We start from the raw sequence: 18348 nt of genomic DNA, 5'->3' as shown, positions 1-18348 counted from the left end.
GCCGCGAAGCAGTCGTCGAAAGGCGACGGCTCGACGCTCACGGTCTACGAAGGCAGCGCTCCCCCGACGCTCAACCCCATGCTGCAGTCGAGCAAGCAGGTGACGAACAACCTCGCCTACGACAGCCTGTTCGTCCAGACCGGATACACGACCTTCCAACCCGAACTCGCCAAGGCCTTCGAGTACGTCGGCACGGGCAATCGAGAGGTCCGGATCTCACTCCGCGAGGGCGTCCGGTTCTCGGACGGCAGCACCCTGACCGCGCAGGGCCTGGAAGCCTATATGAAGGCGGTGATCCAGGCCAACGCCATCTCCACGGACACCTTCCCCGTGTCCGGGTGGTCCACCCCGGACCCGACCACGCTCGACATCACATTCTCGCGGGCCTATCCCGACGCACAGCTGCAGTTCGACCAGAGCGGCGCTTTCGGCACCCCGGTGAGCGCGAAGAAGCTGACGTCCAAGGATCTGGGGGTCGCCACGTTCGGGGCGGGCCCCTACACGCTCGACGCCGGCTCGACCGTGGCGGGCACGACCTACACCTTCGTACGCAACCCCGACTACTTCAACCCGGCGCTCCAGCACTGGAAGCGGGTCGTGGTCAAGGTGATCGGGAACAACGCCTCAAGGCTGGAGTCGGTCCAGGCCGGCAGCCATTCAATGGAGCAGGGCACGCCCTCGGAGGACAAGACCGCCCGAGCGGCAGGGCTCAACACGGTCAGCAATCCCGCGACGAGCATCTACGGCGTCATCGTCCTGGACCGTCAGGGCAAGCTCGTACCGGCGTTGGGCAACCTGAAGGTGCGTCAGGCGCTGAACTACGCGATCAACCGGCCCGCGGACGCGAAGGCCGTCGCCGGGACGCCCACCGAGCAAGTGGCCGCCGCGGGGTACTCGGGGCACTACGACACGCACGTCTACTCGTACGACGTGGCGAAGGCCAAGGAGTTGCTGACCGAGGCCGGATACCCGCACGGTTTCACGCTGCCGATCATGTACGAATCGACCGACCCCCTGTCGTCGACCATCGCCCAGGTGCTCGCTCCGCAGCTGAAGGCCATCGGTGTGAGCGTGAAGTTCACGACGGCCCCGAGCATCCAGGCGTACGGCAGCGAGATGGGCAGCGGGAAGTATCCCGCGGTCATCCAGCAGATGCAGGGCATGGCGTTCACGGTCACCACGGCCCGCATCTTCACGCCGGGCGGTCTGTTCAACCCCATCGAGACAGCCCCGCCGTCGGCGAGCTATCAGAGCCAGTACCTTGCCGCGAGCGCGGCGAGCGGCGCGGCGGCGGCCACCGCGTGGGCGAAGCTCGGCCGCTACATCACCGAGAACGCCTGGCTGGTGGACGTCGTCGGCCTGCCGAGCACCTACTACGCGAGCAAGGACCTGAAGGTGCCCGCCGCCTGGGGCGTGTTCCCCGATCCGGTGTACATGACTCCGGCGAGCTGAGACAGGGGAGACAATGTTCTTGGTTCTCGCACGACGCGCCGCGATGGGGATCGTCGTCCTGCTGGTGGTGTCGGTTCTGACCTTCACCCTGGTGGCACTGACTCCGGGCAATGCGGCGCAGTCGATCCTCGGTTCGACCGCCACCCCCACGGCTGTCGCCCAGCTCACGAAGAAGCTGCACCTCGACGAACCGCTCCCCGTCCAGTACTGGTCGTGGCTCAAGGGCGCGCTGCACGGTGACTTCGGGACCTCGCTGACCACCGGTGAGCCGGTCACGCACATGATGGCGAGCCGCTGGCAGCCGACGTTGTCCCTGGTGTTCCTGTCGACCCTGGTGAGTGTGGTGATCGGCATCTTCCTCGGTGTCGTCTCGGCATTGCGCGGTGGCTGGGTCGCCAGGGTTGTCGACATCGGCGGGCTCGTCGCGTTCGCGGTTCCGGGATTCCTGATCGGGATCATCCTGATCTACGCGTTCGCGCTCAAGCTCGGGCTGCTTCCTCTCAACGGTTACGCCCCGCTCGACGAGGGGGTGAGCCCATGGCTCAGGACGCTGGTCCTGCCGGTCGTCGCGCTGTCGTTCGGCATGGTCGGCTTCATCGCGAAACAGGTCCGGCAGTCCATGACGGATGTGATGCACAGCGAGTTCATCTTCACCTATGTCACGAACGGGTTCTCGCGCCGGTCCGTCATCTACAAGCACGCGTTGCGCAACGCCATCGTGCCGGCGATGTCGTACATCGGCGTCCAGCTCGTCTCGGTCGTCGGAGCGACGGTGCTGATCGAAACCGTCTTCGCTTTTCCCGGCGTCGGCAGCCTCGCCGTATCCGCGGCGACTCAGCACGATCTGCCGGTGGCACTGGCGGCGGTGCTGTTCTTCACCGCGTACGTGATTCTCGTGAACATCCTCATGGACATTCTGTACGTGGTGCTCAATCCGAAAATCAGGATGGCGTCGTCATGACGAACGCGGTGAGCGAAACGCTGCCGACCGGGCGCCACAGGCCCGCTCGCAAGGCTCGTACGGTGACTTGCTGCGCGTACGCGTGGATCGCCGTCGTGGCATTGACCGCCGTTCTCGCTCCGGTCATCGCGCCGCGGGGAAGCGACGTGCAGAACCTCTCGGCACCGTTCCGGGGGCCTGGCGGAAGTCATCTCCTCGGTACCGACGAACTCGGCCGCGAGCTGCTGGTGCGGCTGCTGTACGGCGCCCGTCCGACGCTCGTGGCCACGGCGATCGTGGTGGTACTCACCGTCGTCCTGGGCGGCTCGGCGGGCCTGGCGGCGGGATATCTCCGGGGGCGGTTCGACGACGCGGTGTCCGCGGTCTTCGACGTCCTGCAGTCCGTGCCGCCGGTGCTGATCAGTCTCGTCGTGTTCGCCGTCTTCCCCTACGACCTCTACGTCGTGATGGCCGCCACAGCGGTCTTCCTGAGCCCGATCATCTACCGCGTCGTCCGCGGGGCAACCTTGACCTTGGGCGGCGAACTGTACGTCACATCGGCGCGCGCGACCGGCTTGTCGCACCGGGCGGTGGTGCGGCGGCATCTCGCGCCACGCCTCGCCGACCTGATCAGGGTGCAGGCTTCGATGATCGCGGCGGTGGCGCTGACGACCGAGGTCGGCCTCGGGTTCCTCAGCCTGGACGTCGCGCCGCCCGCGCCCAGTTGGGGCGGAATGCTGAGCGACGCGACGCAGTATCTGACCTCCGATCCGTGGATGATGCTTCCTCCCCTCCTGGCGATCGCGGTGACCATCGTCGCGTTGGGCGTGCTCGGCGAGGTCGTCCAGAGCCCAGCCGGTGCACGGCGCCGCTCGCGCCGGCTGCGGCGTGCGGTGCGCGGCGTGGTGCTGGTGCCTCGTCAGCGGGTGGGAGGTCGAGCTGACGGTCTCCCGGCGGGAGATGTCGTCGGGACGGACGAGGACGATGTGTTGCTCCGCGTGCGGGACCTGACGGTCTCGACGGTCGGTGCCCAGCCCGTGAAACTGGTCGACCACGTGAGCTTCGACGTCCGTCGTGGCGAGGTCCTGGGACTCGTCGGGGAGTCCGGAGCCGGGAAATCCGTCATGGTGCGCGCACTGGTACGCGTCTTCCGCAACACCGTGGTCGAAGGCACCGTGCTCCTCGGCGGCGTCGATCTGGTAACCGCAGGCGAAGACGTTCTGGCCGGGATCCGCGGCAAGCGCATCGCGTACGTCGGACAGGATCCGATGTCGGCGCTCGACCCGATGTTCCGGGTCGGCAACCAACTGGTCGAGGCCGTCCGCCGCCACCGCGGTCTGGGCAAGCGGCAGGCGCGTGACGAGGCGTTGCGGCTGCTTGAGGCGGTTCGTATCCAGTCCCCGGAAGAAGCGTTCCGGAAGTATCCGTTCGAGATCTCCGGCGGCCAGGCCCAAAGGGTCGCGATCGCCTTGGCGTTGGCGGGGGAACCGGACCTGCTGATCGCCGACGAGCCGACGACCGCGTTGGACGTGACGATCCAGAAGGAAGTCCTGGGGCTGTTGAAGGAACTTCGGCGACAGCGCGAACTGGCGATCGTTCTGGTGACCCACGACTGGGGTGTGGTCGCGGACATGTGCGATCGGGTCCTGACCGTGTACGCCGGCGAGATCGTCGAGATCGGCGAGACCCGCGACGTCCTCAAGCATCCGGCGCATCCCTACACGGCGGCCCTGCGTCGCGCTGACCCGCATCTGCAGCCGAAGGGGTCGAGGCTCCTGGTCATCACAGGAAGGATGCCGTCGGCTCACGAACGGCCACCCGGCTGCCGGTTCGCGGAGCGTTGCCCGATGGCCGCGGACGAGTGCGGAGCGCACCCGCCCCTGTCGTATCTGGACGTGGACGAGACCGGGCACGCGAGCCGGTGCGTGCACGGCACGGAACTGCGGCAGGGGGTGACGCATGTCTGAAGTCCCAGTCCCGGACGAGCAGTTGCTGTCGGTCCGCGATCTGGTGGTCGACTACGGCATGAGGCACCGCAGGCCGCCGTTCCGCGCGGTCGACGGAGTGACGTTCGAGATCGGGCGCGGTGAGACGCTCGGTCTGGTCGGTGAGTCCGGGTCGGGCAAGACGACGATCGCGCGGACGATCCAGGGACTGGTACGACCGACGAGCGGCACCATCCGGGTCAACGGCTCTCCCGTCACGACCCGCCACCTGGCCGACCGCAGGGAACTGGCGTCCGTCGTCCAGACCGTCTTCCAGGATCCCTTCGGATCCCTGAACCCGTCCCGGCGCATCGGCTCGATCGTCGAGGAGGGGTTGCTGGTTCACGAGCGGGGACTTACCCGGGTCGAGCGGCGGCGTCGCGTCGCCGAGGCGCTGGAGCGGGTGGGGCTGCCGCCGGAAGCGGCGCACCGCCGTCCCGCGGAACTCTCTGGCGGACAGCGGCAACGAGTCGCCATCGCGCGAGCGGTGATCACGCGACCCGCGATGGTGATCTGCGACGAGGCCGTCAGCGCGCTGGATCTCTCCATCCAGGCACAGGTGCTCAACCTCCTCGCGGATCTGCAGGCGGAGTTGGGGATCAGCTATCTCTTCATCACCCACGATCTAGCGGTCGTGCGGTACATCGCGCGACGTGTCGCCGTACTCGAACAGGGCCGGATCGTCGATCTGTTCACGAGCCAGGACGACGACCGCATGGCCTGGAGCCCCTACACGCAGCGGCTCTTCGACGCCGTTCTGATTCCGGACCCCGACGTGCGACGGGCCCGCTGAAACGCGGCCGCCTCGGCGCCGCACACACGATCAAGACGGGAGATTCACAAAGACATGGAGCACAACGCCACTTTGATCCGGCTGGCCCACGGAGTGCCCGGCGCCCTGTACCGACCACGTCCCGAGGTCAGGGCCGGGGTCGCCGTCCTCGTCATGCACTCCGATTCGGACTACCTGTCGTTCTCGGCCGGCGACGAACTGAGTGCACGGGGGTACCACGTCCTGTGCGCGAACGTCGCCGACAAGAATGCCGGCCTGGACCGCAAACTCGTCGATGTCAGCCATGCGATCCGCTTCCTGAGGAGCTTTCCAGGTATCGAGAAGATCATTCTGCTGGGCCACAGCGGCGGCGGAACGCTGCTGAGCGCGTATCAGAACCTCGCCGAGAACGGCGCCAAGGCCTTCGCGGGCCCGGAGAAGCTCGTGAAGTGCACGACCACGCTCGACGGCCTGCCGCCCGCCGATGGCCTCATGCTCCTGGACTCCAACTGGGGCAACGGGGCGATGCGGTTGTTGAGCCTGGATCCCGCGATCGTCTCGGAGGACGGAGGTGTACGGATCGACGCGAGCCTCGACCTGTTCAATCCCGCGAACGGCTTCTCCCCTGACGGTTCGACATATCCGGACGAGTTCATCCGCGCGTTCCAGCGCGAGCAGGGCGCACGGAACAACCGTCTGATCGACGAGGCGTTGCGGCGGTTGCGGCTGATCGAGAGCGGCGCCGGTCGTTATGCCGACGACGAGCCTTTCATCGTCCCGGGCGCGGCACACGGCTTCCGCAACAACAAGCTGTATCCGCAGGACACGCGGTTGATGTCGCGGTCCAGGGAGGCGCGCGATCTGCTCCGGGCGGACGGATCGCTGTCCCGGGAAGTGATCAGGTGCGTTCGGCCGCCCCAGAACGACCGGTCGTACACCGCCTCGTACCACTCCGGCGCACTGGCCACGACTGTGCGAACCTTCCTGGACTCGTACGCCGTGCGGACCACCGACGCCTACGGATACGACGAGTCGAGTCTCTACGGAGTCGACTGGTCGTCGAGCTACAACACGGCCGTCGGCAATGTCCGTGGCATCGCCGCACCGCTGCTCGTCATGGGAATGACCGCCGGCTGGGAATTCGCCGCGGCCGAGACCATCTTCGAGAGCACGACCAGCGAGGACAGGACACTGGCGTTCGTCGAGGGGGCCAACCATCAGTTCAAGCCGATGACGGCGCTGGAAGACCATCCCGGACAATTCGGCGACACCATGAGGACCACCTACGACTTCGTCGACCGGTGGATTCAAGGAAGGCCTGGGATTTCCGACTGATTCCGGACCGACAGGGAGTGGGACAGATGTTGACCGTCAAGGGCAAAACCATGATCATCTCGGGTGGCGTGGGCGCGAAAGGACTGGCCGTCGTACGGATGGCGCTCGAAGGCGGAATGCAGGTGGCGATCCTGAGCGGATTTCACCAGAAGGCCCTCGGTGCCATCGCCGAACTCGATCCGAAGTACGGGGACCAGGTCGTCGGCTTCGCACAGGATCCGCAGTTCAGGCTCGCCGACAATCTCGCCGACGCACCGGAGCTCTACACCGAAGAGAGCACACAGGAAGACGTGTTGAACTGGATCAGTGATCGATTCGGTGGCATAGACGTCGTCGTGAACGGCACGGGCTCGCACGAACGTCACAACCTCGAAGACACCGACAGGAAGATCTGGCGCCATTCCATGGACGTCATGGAGGACGCCTTCTTCAACACGAAAGCGGCACTGCCGCACCTCAAGAAGAGTGACTCGCCGCGCGTCATCAACCTGACCACGTGCGACGGCAGATGCGGGGGGTGGGACCTCAACCCGTCGTTCGCCGCCGCCCGAGGAGGACTGATCTCGCTGACCTACGAGATGGCCAGGGAACTGGGGCCTTTCGGCATCACGGTCAACGCGGTGGCCACCGGGCACATCGAGGAGGACGTGCCCGACCTGGACACCCTCCCTCCGCTGGTGCGTGCCGACCTGCTGGCGAGGACCCCGCTGGGACGCGTGTGCGCTCCCCCTGACGTCGCCGGCGCGATCATGTACCTGGCCAGCGACGAGGCCTCGTTCGTCACCGGGACGGTCATCGACGTGAACGGCGGGGTCGTCACCGGTTGACCCGAGAGAGGACCAGCGACAATGACCGACTGCGGCCGGGACCGCGCCGACACGGACGCGGCCGTCGAACAGCTCGTAGGCGTCGGCTCCGTCAGGGAGCTGCTCGACGGGGGCCGACGCGTCGTCACCACCGTCGGCGAGCACGAGATCCTGACGCTGGCCGTCCGTGGCCAGATCTACGCCGTCGCCAACATCTGCACCCACGGGACGATTTGGCTCGACATCGGCGACGTGCACCCGGACACCCTGGAGATCCAGTGCCCGTTCCATGCCGGGCGCTTCTCCCTGGCCACCGGAGAAGCGACCAAGCCGCCGTGCCGAATCCCGCTCCAGACCTACGACGTGGTCGTCCGCGGGGACGAGGTCCTCGTACGGGTACCGGCGGACACGGATCGGCCCACCCGCCTCTGATGCAGATCGCACATCACTCGGATTCCGATAGACGGGCTACTCAGTCGGGATTTCGACTGTTACCTTCGACAAAGAGGGACAACATTAGCCACTCCCTCACTTCGAAAAGCAGAAATTCTTCCGGATGCAAAGGACGGAAATGAGCGAAGAATCAGACGCGAAGAAGGTTGTGCTCGCGCACAGCATTCACCACACCAACGTCCCGGTGACCGACCTCAGGCGAACCGCGGAATGGTACGGGAATGTGTTCGGCCTGACGCCGATCAACGTCAGCAAGTGGGTACCGGACGCCACCACGCTGCTGATGAGCAACGGCAACTTCCACCTCCATTTCGAGCTCTACCCCTCGGTCGAGATCCCGGTCTCGACGGTGGACCACCGGCGCGGCGAGCACCTCTTCCACACCTGCGTCGAGGTCGAGGACTGGGACACCTTCGTCGCCAACCTGGACCGGCTCGGCATTCCGTACGAGGACTACAAGGAGCGCCCGCAGGACAAGTCCAGGTCGGCGATGATCATCGATCCAGACGGGCACGGCCTGGAGATCGCCTGGCACGGAAACCGGGACTGGTGACCGGACATGCCCTATGCGACGACGGACGAACTCGACGTCTACTACGAGTCCCACGGCGAGGGCCGCCCGCTCGTGCTCCTGCACGGCGGAGGCGGCAACCACCTGGCCTGGTGGCAGCAGGTTCCCCACTTCCAGGACCGCTACCGGGTCATCACGATCGACTTCCCGGGCTACGGCCTCTCCCGGTCCAAGACCGGCGAGTACGACAACGCCCAGTACGCCGACGCCATCCTCGCGGTGCTGGACCACGCCGGCGTCGACCGGGCGCTGCTGCTCAGCCAGTCGGCGGGCAGCTACGGCTCGCTGAAGCTGGCCGTCACCCACCCGGAGCGGGTCGCGGGCGCGGTGATGGCGAGCAACCTCAGCCCCGTCGGCGACGAGATCTCCGCCCTCGACGACATCGGCCGCGCCGCGGTGCGGGACCTTCCGGTGAAGGACTTCCTGCTCCTCAAGGAATTCCAGGAGAAGGAGCCCGAGAAGGTCTTCCTCTTCTTCCAGATGGGAAGCATCAACACGACCGGCCCCGGCCGCGCGACACCGAGCCGGAACTCCGTCAAGAACTCGATCCGGGTGCAGCAGATCCGCGACGCGATCAATGCCGGCGTGCACATCACCTTCATCCAGGGAACCGCCGACCTGATGATGTATCCGCCCGCCTACGACCGCCTCAGGGAACTGTTGCCCGAAGCGAACGTCGAAATGGTCGAGGGCGCACCGCACTCGGACTACTGGGAGAACCCGAAACGCTTCAATTCCGTGGTCGACAACATTCTGGAGCGGTTCTACCCCCAGGGATGAGAAGGAAAGCCGGCTGACGGCCAGTCGTCGGGGACGAAAGTATTCACGGCACCGGCGGGAGGCGGACAATGCCGAATGGTGTCACTTTCCGTCACACATTCGCCGCGCTGTCGGTGCCGAACTTCCGACGCTATCTCGGCGGTCAGTCGGTGTCGCTGGCGGGCGGCTGGATGCAGGGGACCGCGCAGGCGTGGCTGGTCCTGACGCTCACACACTCGGCCACTCTGGTGGGCGTGACGGCCGCCGTGCAGACGCTGCCGGTCCTGCTGCTCGCACCCTACGGCGGGGTGGTGGCCGACCGCGTCGACAAGCGCCGGCTGATAATGCGGCTGCAATATCTGCTGGCCTTTCAGTCCCTGGTCCTGGGGCTGATGGCGGTGCTGGGCACGATCCGCCTCTGGGAGCTGCTGATCTCCGGTCTGGTGCTGGGAGTGAGCAGCGCGTTCGAGAACCCGGCCCGTCAGTCGATGCTCCTGGAACTGGTGGGCGCCGAGCACGTGGGCAACGCCGTCTCCCTCTACGCGACTTCGGTCAACCTCGCGCGGGTGGTGGGGCCGGCGGTCGCCGGGGTGCTGATCGCGGCGTCCGGTGTCAGCGGCTGCTTCCTGGTCAACGCCGTCAGTTTCGTGCCGGTCATCCTGTCGCTGGCCCGGATGGACGTGACCGATCTGCGGGGCGGGTCGTCACACCGTGGGGCGCGGAGCGGCGGATTACGCGAAGGCCTGGCCTACGCCGCCCGGACTCCTGGGCTGGCGGTGCCGCTGGCGATGATGGGCCTGGTCGGCTGTCTGGCGTTCGAATGGCCGGTCTCACTGCCGTACATGGCGGACCGCGGGCTGCGGGTGGGCTCGGCGGGGTTCGGGTTCATGACCGCGGCGATGTCGCTCGGCTCGGTGACCGGCGGCCTGGTGGCGGCGGGCCGCCGGTGGACGGGGCCCAGGTATCTGGTCCTGTCCTCGGCCGGCATGGGCATCGCGCTGGTGCCCGCGGCGCTCGCCCCCGACCTGGCCGTGGAGTTGGTCGTGCTGACCCTGGTGGGTGCCGGCACCGTGATGTTCATGTCGGGCGGGAACGCCACACTGCAGTTGACGGCCGGTCCGGAGATGCGCGGTCGGGTCATGGCGTTGTGGACGGTGTGCTTCCAGGGGTCCACCCCGATCGGCGGCCCGCTCGTGGGCGCCGTGATGAGCGCGGCCGGGGCCCGCGCCGGACTCGGCCTCGCCGCGGCGGCGTGCCTGGTGGCAGCCGTCGGCGGAGCCCTGGCGCTCCGTACGTTCCGTCCGCCGGATGCCGCCTTCGACCGACCGGGAGGACATCGGGTGAGCGACCGCGCCCCGCTCCCCAGCACTGATCCGCCGTAGGACCGACCACCGGTGAAGCCAAGCCGAAGGGGCCTGCCAATAGTGCATTCAGAAGATGCGCCACCGGTAGGTCCCTCGTGTTGACCTGGAAATCGGGGAGATGGTCACATGACGAAAGATGTCCTCATGGGCGAGGAGGGAGTGGGATGGACCAGCTGACCATCATGCGCAGCTTCGTCGGCGTGACGAAGGCCCTCAGTTTCCGCCAGGCAGGCCGTGAGTTGGGAATCTCGGGTTCGCTTGTATCGCGTCATGTGGCCGAGCTGGAAAGGAAGTTGGGAGTACGGCTGGTCAACCGTACGACCAGGGCGATCAGTCTGACTCCCGCCGGCGTACGGTATGCGCAGTTCGCGAAGCGCATCATCGAAGAGATCGATCACGAACAGGCCGCACTGGGCGACATGCACGACAAGCTCGAAGGTCCCCTCGCGATAATGGGGCCCAAATGGGTGGGCAGCAAAGACGTGGTCGACGCCGTCATCGAGTTCTCCGCCCGATACCCGGAGATTCATATCCGGTTCGAGGTCAACGGACTGTCCGAGCGCGCCTACGACTTTCTTGAGCACGGCTTCGACGTGGCGTTCCACACCGGCGATGTGACGTTTCCGACCCGCCATGTGCGTAACCAAAATGTCGTCCTGCGGAAGATCGCCGACCTCGACTTCAGGCTGTGCGCGTCACCGGGCTACCTGCGGCGCAAGGGACAGCCCGCCGAGGTGACCGACCTGACCGACCACGACTGCCTCGTGAACACCAACTACCAGATCTGGCATCTGAGGCACGACGGGCACGACGTCCACCTGAAAATCAGTGACCCGGTCTACTCGGCCAACAGCTACCTCAGCCTCCGCAAGGCGGCCCTGGCCGACCGCGGGATCGCGCTGCTGCCGGTCGGCCAGATCAAGGACGATCTCGCCGACGGCTCCCTGGTGCGCGTGCTGCCGGGAACCGAGGTACCGGAACGGCTGTTGTACGCCCTGCGGCTGCCGGACGATCAGAGCCCGGCCCGGGTCCGGCTGTTCGTGGATTTCCTCGCCGAGCGCTTCCGCCGCAAGGACACCCCGCCGGCTCTGCCCGCGTCAAAGATCATGCAGGACATCTCCTGAGCGGACCAGGCGGACACGGTCCACGCGCTACGACGGCCCGCGCGGCCGGATCGGCCGCTCCCAGAGATTGCTGAAAATCTCGTCGCACATATTGCTCACAATCTTGCCCGGCGGTTAGGTTCTCGTAGACACACGGGCACACCCGGACAGCAGTTGGCGCTCGCGGCACACGTTCCGCACCGGGCTCACCAGTTGGCAGCCGCCCCGGTGCACAACGCCGATGCCATGACCGTCGAGGTCGCCTTTCGCTCAAGTCCCCTTCTCTCCGACGCAGTTCACCGTTCCCGATCGCAGAGTCAGGAGCTGGGAACCATGACCACTACGAGACCGTTCAACAAATCCGCCATCGCCTTCGCGGCCGTGGGTGTGCTCGGCCTGGGGCTGCTGTCCCCCGTCGCAGCGGACGCCCTGCGCACCGGAGCCGGTCCCGTCGCCGCCACACACCCCTCCTCGCTGGTGGTGCGGACAGATGCGGGCAAGGTCCGGGGCGACAGCCGGACCGGCTACGACGAGTGGCTCGGCATCTCGTACGCCGCCGATCCCTCCGGCGCCAACCGGTGGAAGTCCCCGCAGCCCGTGGCCAAGTGGTCCGGCGTGCGCAATGCCACCGCCTTCGCCAACCGGTGTGCACAGAACAGCGGTTGGGACCCGGGCTACGAGAAGACCATCACCAGCGAGGACTGTCTCGCCCTCAACGTGTACGCCCCGGACAAGGCCAAGGCGAACGCGCCCGTCGTGGTCTGGATCCACGGCGGCGGCAACACCGGCGGCGCCGGCCAGGACACCGACCCGCGCAAGTTCGTCGACCAGACCGGCGCCGTCGTCGTCACCATCAACTACCGCCTCGGCGCCCTTGGTTTCCTCAACCTGCCCCAGCTCCAGATCGAGAACAAGAACGGCCCCGGCAACTACGGCCTGCTCGACCAGCAGGCCGCCCTGCGCTGGGTCCACACCAACATCTCCCAGTTCGGCGGCAACCCGAAGAACGTGACCATCGCCGGGCAGTCCGCGGGCGCGAGCGCGGTCTGCGACGAACTGGCCTCACCCACCGCCAGGGGCCTGTTCGCGCACGCCGTCATCGTCAGCGGCGGCTGCAGTCTCCAGACGGCCGCCGCGGGGCAGACACAGAGCGCCGCGTTCGTGAAGACCGTCGGCTGCGACACCGCCTCCGACGTCCTCGCCTGTCTGCGCGCCAAGCCCTCCGCCGAACTGCTCGCCGCGCAGAAGACGGCGGGCATCTCACCGTCCGTCGGCGGCACGGCGTTCCCGCTCAACCCCCAAACCGCCGTCCAGACAGGGAACTTCAACCGCGTCCCGGTGATGCTCGGTCAGACCAACAGCGAACGCGGCCTGTTCACCTTCCAGAACTACGACTACCTCGGCACCCCGATGACGGCCACCGTGTACGAGCAACAGGTGCGCGCGACATACGGCGCCAACGCCGACAAGGTCCTCGCGGAGTATCCGCTCAGCGCCTACAAGACACCGGACGAGGCCTGGACCGCCGTCCAGAACGGCTCGACCTCCTACACACGGCAGCAGTTGTTCACCGCGCTGTCCCGGTATGTGCCCACCTACGCCTACGAGTTCGCCGAGAGCGACACCCCGCACTTCACCTCCATCTTCCGCCTCCAGCAGAAGAGCGCCACGGCGCGCGACTTCCCCTTCGGCGGCGCCATCCACGTCGACGACCTCGGCTACATCTGGGACTACCTCGGCCAGACCCTGCCGTACGACGACGACCAACTGGAACTGTCCCGGCAGATGATCACCTACTGGGGCGACTTCGCCGCTTCCGGCGACCCCAACGGAGCACGGACGCCCAACTGGCCGACGTACAAACCCGCTACGGGCGCGCTCATGTCCCTCAAGGCCTGCGACACCGACCCGGCGAGCAACAAGGCGCCGGCCGCTTGCTCCAAGGTCAGCGACGGTTTCGCCGCCGAGCACGACCTCGACTTCTGGGCGAGCCTGCCGAGTTGACGGTGGCCCACGTCCGGCCTCCCGCCCCTCCGATGGGGCGGGAGGCCGCCAACTCCCGCCCTGCCCCTGGAGGTTCCACCGCCATGCTCTCCTTCGTCACGGGCCGCGGAACAGCGGCGCTCCGCACCCTCGCGGTCCTGGCCGCCGCACTCGTCCTCACGGCGGGCGGCGGTCCGGCACACGCCGACAAGAGATCCGACACCGCGCACGGCCTCGCCCCGCAGGTCGTCCACACCGGTACCGGACCCACCGGCTACCAGGTCACGTTCCGCTACAAGGACCCCGACGCCAGCAGCGTCCAGATCAAGGGTGAGTGGTACTTCGCCAACCCGTACAAGCTCTCCGCCCTGGCCGGCGACAAGGACACCACCATCACCACACCCGGGCTGCTGCCCGCGCAGTGGGAACCGGGTGACATACCCATCGGCTCCCCCAACTCCTCCGCGGCCAACTGGCCGGTGGCCACGATGACCAAGAACTCCCGTACAGGCGTGTGGTCGTACACGGTCCCGCTGCCGTCCGGTGTCTTCAACTACGGCTTCTACGTGGACTGTTCCAGCTCGACGCAGACCGGCTGCACCCAGGTGCCGGATCCGGGCAACCCGCCGTGGAACACGAACAACGGCCGGACCACCGGCTCGGTCCAGGCCCTCAGCCAGGTCTACGTTCCCTCGGACCCCGGGTTCGGGACGGTCGACTACGGCTGGCAGGCTCCCGCCGAGGGACGACACGGCAAGCTGGCCGACTTCAGCTACCCAACCTCCAGCCCGATCATCCCCGCGGGCACGAACCGCCTGGCCGTCTACACCCCGCCCGGCTACGACGCGCACCGGTCGAAGCCGTACCCGACGCTCTATCTGTTCAGCGGGGGTGACAACGAGACGGACTGGAGCACCCAGGGCGATGTGTCCAACATCCTGGACACGCTCATCGACACCGGGCAGATCCAGCCGATGGTGGTCGTGATGCCCAACTCCCTCGGGGAGACGGACGACTCCAGCGGATATCCGGCCTTCGACGCCAACTTCACCGACACCATCGTTCCCTACGTCGAGTCGCACTACCGGGTCTCCACCTCCCCCGCCCAACGGGCCGTGGGCGGACAGGGCTTCGGTGGTTCGGTCGCGATGTCGCTGCTGTTCCAGCACACCGACCTGTTCGGCTTCTACGGGGTGTTGAGCCCCGGCGTCATCGCTCCCTTCACCGTCCCGGACGCGCCGGACATCAGTGACGCGCAGGTGGCGGCGATCAAGAAGGCGGGAGTCTTCGTCGGCGGCGGCTGGCAGGAACCGAGCGTCACGCCCAGCGGCGTGCACGGAGCGGGCCACTCCTACCACGCCCGCGTGGTGTCCACCCTGGCCGAGAAGGGCGTAGGGCTGAGCGCGGACTTCGTCAACGGCGGCCACGAGTGGTTCGTCTGGCGCCAGTTGATCAAGGACTTCCTCACTCGCACCGCCTTCTTCCCGCCCGTGACGGGGTGAGTCGGCGCCCGCCTCGTCGCCGGCAAGGACCGTCGGCGGGCACGGCTTACGGTGACGTCCCGTGCCCGGCCTCAGGTCGGCTTGCGCCATACGGAGATGTGCTGTGCGGAGTCCTGGGTGAACGGTGCTCCGTCCCAGTCCGCGACGCGCCGCTCCAGTTCGAGCCCGGCGATCCGTGCCATCAGGTCGAGTTCCGCCGGCCAGGCGTACCGGTGACGGGAGTTGTCGCGGCGGTAGCGGCCGTCGTCGGCGTCGCGGGTGAAGTGGTGCGAGACGAGAATCTGCTCGACCAGGTCGAAGGTGTCGAACCCGAGATGCCCCTCGGAAACGTCGAAAGGCACCGCGACCTGGCCGGGCGGCAGGAACCGCAACGGCGGCACGCCCAGCTCGATGACGAATCGACCGCCGGGCCGCAGATGACGCGCGGCATTGCGGAAGCACTCGACCTGCTCGTCCTGAGTGAGCAGGTTCGAGATGGTGTTGTAGACGAGATAGACCAGGGTGAACTCGCCGGGGACGACGGTGGTGGTCATGTCCCCGACGACGACCGGGAGCATGCTCTCGTCGATCTTGCGCCGCAGGACCGCTGCCATGTGCTCGGACAGTTCGATGCCCACCACCGGCACGCCGTGCTCCCTCAGCGGGACACCCACTCGTCCGGTCCCGATGGCGAACTCCAGTGCCGGGCCGTCTCCGGCGAGGTCGGCGAGGAAGTCGAGAGTCGGTCCGAGAACGGCGGCCGAGGTCATCTCGGTCTCCTCGGCGTCGTAGCGGTCGGCGGTCGCGCGGGTCCACAGTTCGCTGCTCGTCACGGGCGGCCACTCTGCCGGGTGCGGCGGAGCGCTGTCGACGCATTTACCTTGCCCCGGCCCTGGCTTCTCAGCGCGGCGTTCACCGCCCGCAGCCCGTCATCGGCTTCCCATCGCGCCGGCGCCCAGACCACAGACAGACGTCGGTGACCTGACCGGGTACTGCGTCGGCGAGCTGTCCTGAGCCGTCCCGCGCGGGCACGCGGACGCCGACGGCACATGGACGACGAGGGCACATGGACGATGAGGGCACATGGACGATGAGGGCCTTGTTCGACCAGGACATGCAAAGCGGTGTTGCACATCTAGCCATACCGACTAGTCGGTACTAGCCTCCGCTCGAACGGAAGGAACCCCCAGCCTCCCGCCGTCCGCTCCGTCCCCGCCCTTTCCACAAGGAGCCGTATGTCCTCCGCCTCCGCACCATTCGACACGAGAGGCGACGGTGCCGACGCGCCCGGCGCCGGCGCTCGTGGCTCGCTCGCCCGGCTGTACCGCCGTGAACTGACGGCATATCCGGCCACCGGGCGGCGCATGTCGTATCTGGCGATCGTGGTGGTCACGACCGTCGTGCTCTACTACATGCTCTATATCCAGTACGCGGTGGCGACGTCGATCATCACGCATTTCGACATGACCTACCGCTACTTCGTGTGGGTCTCGGTGATCGGCAACGCGGTCGGGGCCTTCGCCTCGCTCGTGGCCGGCCTCGCGGACCGCTGGGGGCGGGCGAACCTCGTGGTCTACGGACTGCTCATCGCCGCGCTCCTGGTCTTCTTCGGACTGCCGAACGCGGGCGGCAAGACGACGTACTTGGTGCTGTTCGCCGTCGTGAGCTTCATCGAGGGCATCGTCCTGGTCGCGACCCCGGCGCTGATCAGGGACTTCTCGCCGCAGCTCGGCCGCGCGACCGCGATGGGCTACTGGACGATGGGCCCGGTCATCGGCAGCCTGGTCGTCACATCGGTGACCAGCAACACGCTCTCCTCCGCCACCTGGCAGGACGAACTGCGCTACTCAGGAGCGGCCGGGCTGATCGTGTTCGTCGTCACCCTGTTCGCCCTGCGCGAGCTGTCGCCCGGGCTGCGCGACCAGATCATGGTGAGCCTGCGGGACCGGGCCCTGGTGGAGGCGCGGGCCAAGGGACTGGACACGGAGGCGCTACGGCGCGGCGAGTGGCGGCAGATGCTGCGCCTGGACATCCTCGGCTCCGCCTTCGCCATCGCGGTCTTCCTGCTCCTCTACTACTCCGCCGTCGGCAACTTCGTCGTCTACTTCTCGACCACCTTCGGCTACAGCGAGCAGCGCACCAACGGCCTGGCCAACTGGTACTGGGCCGCGAACGCCCTCGCGCTGATCGTGGCCGGCCTGCTCTCGGACCGGCTGCTGGTGCGCAAGCCCTTCATGATCGTCGGTGGGATCGGCGCCATCGCGGCGACCGCGGTCTTCGCCTCCCTGGCCACCCACGCGACGACCGGCTACTACACCTTCGCCTGGCTGTTCGTCGCGATCGGTGTGTTCAGCGGGGTCGCCTACGCCCCCTGGATGGCGAGCTTCACCGAGACCGTGGAGAAGCGGAACCCGGCCGCGACCGCCGCCGGCCTCGCGGTCTGGGGCTGGACCGTACGGATCGTGGTCGCCGTGTCGGCGGCCTTCATCCCCGTGCTCGTCACCTCGGTCACCCCGCTCGTCGAACACGGCGCGGAGGTGGCGACCGCGCAGAAGCAGGCCGCACCGGCCCTGGCCATCGTCGACGCCCACCCCCAACTCTTCGCCGAACTGGGCAAGTACACGCCCACCACCACTCCCCCCGCCCTCGCCGCCCGCGCGGTCAAGGAGGTCGGCCCCGCCGACCTGGCCGTCGTACAGAAGGCCCAGCCCCAGCTCAAAGTGCTCAACGAGTACGGGACGAAGGTGCAGAAGGCCGCGAAGGACGGCCCCGGTGAGTGGCGCACCTGGTGGTGGATCTGTGTGGGCGGCCAAGTCCTCTTCCTGCCCTTCGTGTTCGTGATGGCCGGCCGCTGGAGCCCGAAGAAGGCCCGCGAGGACGCCAAGACCCACCAGGAGGCCGTCGACCGCGAACTGGCCGCACTCGCCGCGAGCGACGCCTGACCTGACGGAAACACCGAGGTTCGCTGCGGCCTGGGCCCAACTGCCGGGCCGCAGCGTGTCGGTGATGCTCCGTCAGCGAAGCTGAGGCTGGGCCGCGTAGATGTGGTCTCGTACCTCGGCGCCGGGGGGGGCGATGCGTATGCGGCCTGCGGTCCGGCCGGTGTGTCCGCTACCTCCCTCGCCCACCCCGTCGTAGGAGTAGCCCCGGCTTCTCGCGCTGAGCGTCCTCTGGATGCCGCTCAAACTGTCCAGGCCGTCTCCCAAGTCGCCATCAGTTCGAAGCACGCACCCGCCCCGAGGTCCACGCGCGAGAGGCCGTCGCTCTCACATGCGCCGCTCGGGCAGTCCAGCAGTCCATACGTCAAGGACGCCGACGCCGTATGCGGGAGCCCAACGCCCATA

15 protein-coding genes are annotated in these 18348 nt (G+C 67.3%); 14 read left to right on the top strand and 1 reads right to left on the bottom strand.

From position 1 onward, the window contains the following. Positions 1–78: 78 nt before the first annotated feature. The 13 genes from AB0M63_RS27425 to AB0M63_RS27365 all read left to right on the top strand — a co-directional run bounded on the left by AB0M63_RS27425 (position 79) and on the right by AB0M63_RS27365 (position 15025). On the top strand, positions 79–1452 hold the full coding sequence (locus tag AB0M63_RS27425) for an ABC transporter substrate-binding protein (RefSeq protein ID WP_366021268.1): 1374 nt from the start codon (positions 79–81) through the stop codon (positions 1450–1452). Positions 1453–1471: 19 nt separating this feature from the next. Beyond that, complete coding sequence (locus AB0M63_RS27420; RefSeq protein WP_366021267.1) at positions 1472–2413, top strand: ABC transporter permease; 942 nt, start codon at positions 1472–1474, stop codon at positions 2411–2413. Continuing rightward, positions 2410–4359 (top strand): dipeptide/oligopeptide/nickel ABC transporter permease/ATP-binding protein, encoded by a 1950-nt coding sequence (locus AB0M63_RS27415; RefSeq protein ID WP_366021266.1) that lies wholly within the window; start codon positions 2410–2412, stop codon positions 4357–4359. The genes AB0M63_RS27420 and AB0M63_RS27415 overlap by 4 nt, the downstream gene beginning before the upstream one ends. Further along, positions 4352–5170 carry a dipeptide/oligopeptide/nickel ABC transporter ATP-binding protein gene (locus AB0M63_RS27410; protein WP_366021265.1) on the top strand — a complete coding sequence of 273 codons (819 nt, stop codon included), beginning with the start codon at positions 4352–4354 and terminating at the stop codon, positions 5168–5170. Before AB0M63_RS27415 ends, AB0M63_RS27410 begins: the two co-directional genes overlap by 8 nt. Positions 5171–5224: 54 nt before the next feature. Next, a complete protein-coding gene (locus AB0M63_RS27405; protein ID WP_366021264.1) occupies positions 5225–6484 on the top strand; it encodes an alpha/beta hydrolase in 1260 nt (419 codons plus the stop codon). A 26-nt stretch (positions 6485–6510) separates the two neighbouring features. Further along, complete coding sequence (locus tag AB0M63_RS27400) at positions 6511–7311, top strand: SDR family oxidoreductase (RefSeq protein ID WP_366021263.1); 801 nt, start codon at positions 6511–6513, stop codon at positions 7309–7311. A 21-nt stretch (positions 7312–7332) separates the two neighbouring features. Continuing rightward, the gene (locus AB0M63_RS27395; protein WP_366021262.1) at positions 7333–7722 is read left to right on the top strand and encodes a Rieske 2Fe-2S domain-containing protein; all 390 of its coding nucleotides are present in this window, start codon (positions 7333–7335) and stop codon (positions 7720–7722) included. Positions 7723–7861: 139 nt separating this feature from the next. After that, positions 7862–8296 (top strand): VOC family protein, encoded by a 435-nt coding sequence (locus AB0M63_RS27390; protein WP_355909072.1) that lies wholly within the window; start codon positions 7862–7864, stop codon positions 8294–8296. A gap of 6 nt (positions 8297–8302) precedes the next feature. Then, complete coding sequence (locus tag AB0M63_RS27385) at positions 8303–9094, top strand: alpha/beta hydrolase (RefSeq protein ID WP_355909069.1); 792 nt, start codon at positions 8303–8305, stop codon at positions 9092–9094. Positions 9095–9162: 68 nt separating this feature from the next. Further along, positions 9163–10455 carry an MFS transporter gene (locus AB0M63_RS27380; RefSeq protein ID WP_366021261.1) on the top strand — a complete coding sequence of 431 codons (1293 nt, stop codon included), beginning with the start codon at positions 9163–9165 and terminating at the stop codon, positions 10453–10455. Positions 10456–10601: 146 nt separating this feature from the next. Beyond that, positions 10602–11561, top strand: a complete 960-nt coding sequence (locus AB0M63_RS27375; protein ID WP_366021260.1) for a LysR family transcriptional regulator — start codon at positions 10602–10604, stop codon at positions 11559–11561. Between the two features lie 312 nt (positions 11562–11873). Next, entirely contained in the window at positions 11874–13544 is a 1671-nt protein-coding gene (locus tag AB0M63_RS27370; protein WP_366021259.1) for a carboxylesterase family protein, read from the top strand. Positions 13545–13627: 83 nt separating this feature from the next. Beyond that, a complete protein-coding gene (locus AB0M63_RS27365; protein WP_366021258.1) occupies positions 13628–15025 on the top strand; it encodes an alpha/beta hydrolase-fold protein in 1398 nt (465 codons plus the stop codon). Positions 15026–15096: 71 nt separating this feature from the next. Here AB0M63_RS27365 and AB0M63_RS27360 read toward each other — a convergent pair whose 3' ends face one another. Then, on the bottom strand, positions 15097–15837 hold the full coding sequence (locus AB0M63_RS27360; RefSeq protein WP_366021257.1) for a class I SAM-dependent methyltransferase: 741 nt from the start codon (positions 15835–15837) through the stop codon (positions 15097–15099). Positions 15838–16239: 402 nt separating this feature from the next. On the opposite strand from AB0M63_RS27360, the gene AB0M63_RS27355 reads away from it, so the two are divergent. Then, complete coding sequence (locus AB0M63_RS27355) at positions 16240–17946, top strand: MFS transporter (RefSeq protein WP_355909048.1); 1707 nt, start codon at positions 16240–16242, stop codon at positions 17944–17946. Positions 17947–18348 lie beyond the last annotated feature (402 nt).

The sequence above is a fragment of the Streptomyces sp. NPDC051576 genome, assembly GCF_040681835.1.
Lineage (GTDB): Bacteria > Actinomycetota > Actinomycetes > Streptomycetales > Streptomycetaceae > Streptomyces.
This window is presented reverse-complemented; position numbering and strand designations above follow the sequence as displayed.

Excerpts from the sequence above, each read along its gene's own strand:
- AB0M63_RS27415 (WP_366021266.1), top strand. The coding sequence starts at position 2,410 with ATGACGAACGCGGTGAGCGAAACGCTGCCGACCGGGCGCCACAGGCCC.
- AB0M63_RS27365 (WP_366021258.1), top strand. The coding sequence starts at position 13,628 with ATGCTCTCCTTCGTCACGGGCCGCGGAACAGCGGCGCTCCGCACCCTC.
- AB0M63_RS27380 (WP_366021261.1), top strand. The coding sequence starts at position 9,163 with ATGCCGAATGGTGTCACTTTCCGTCACACATTCGCCGCGCTGTCGGTG.
- AB0M63_RS27375 (WP_366021260.1), top strand. The coding sequence starts at position 10,602 with ATGGACCAGCTGACCATCATGCGCAGCTTCGTCGGCGTGACGAAGGCC.
- AB0M63_RS27425 (WP_366021268.1), top strand. The coding sequence starts at position 79 with ATGCTGCAGTCGAGCAAGCAGGTGACGAACAACCTCGCCTACGACAGC.
- AB0M63_RS27355 (WP_355909048.1), top strand. The coding sequence starts at position 16,240 with ATGTCCTCCGCCTCCGCACCATTCGACACGAGAGGCGACGGTGCCGAC.
- AB0M63_RS27390 (WP_355909072.1), top strand. The coding sequence starts at position 7,862 with ATGAGCGAAGAATCAGACGCGAAGAAGGTTGTGCTCGCGCACAGCATT.
- AB0M63_RS27370 (WP_366021259.1), top strand. The coding sequence starts at position 11,874 with ATGACCACTACGAGACCGTTCAACAAATCCGCCATCGCCTTCGCGGCC.
- AB0M63_RS27405 (WP_366021264.1), top strand. The coding sequence starts at position 5,225 with ATGGAGCACAACGCCACTTTGATCCGGCTGGCCCACGGAGTGCCCGGC.
- AB0M63_RS27395 (WP_366021262.1), top strand. The coding sequence starts at position 7,333 with ATGACCGACTGCGGCCGGGACCGCGCCGACACGGACGCGGCCGTCGAA.
- AB0M63_RS27400 (WP_366021263.1), top strand. The coding sequence starts at position 6,511 with ATGTTGACCGTCAAGGGCAAAACCATGATCATCTCGGGTGGCGTGGGC.
- AB0M63_RS27410 (WP_366021265.1), top strand. The coding sequence starts at position 4,352 with ATGTCTGAAGTCCCAGTCCCGGACGAGCAGTTGCTGTCGGTCCGCGAT.
- AB0M63_RS27385 (WP_355909069.1), top strand. The coding sequence starts at position 8,303 with ATGCCCTATGCGACGACGGACGAACTCGACGTCTACTACGAGTCCCAC.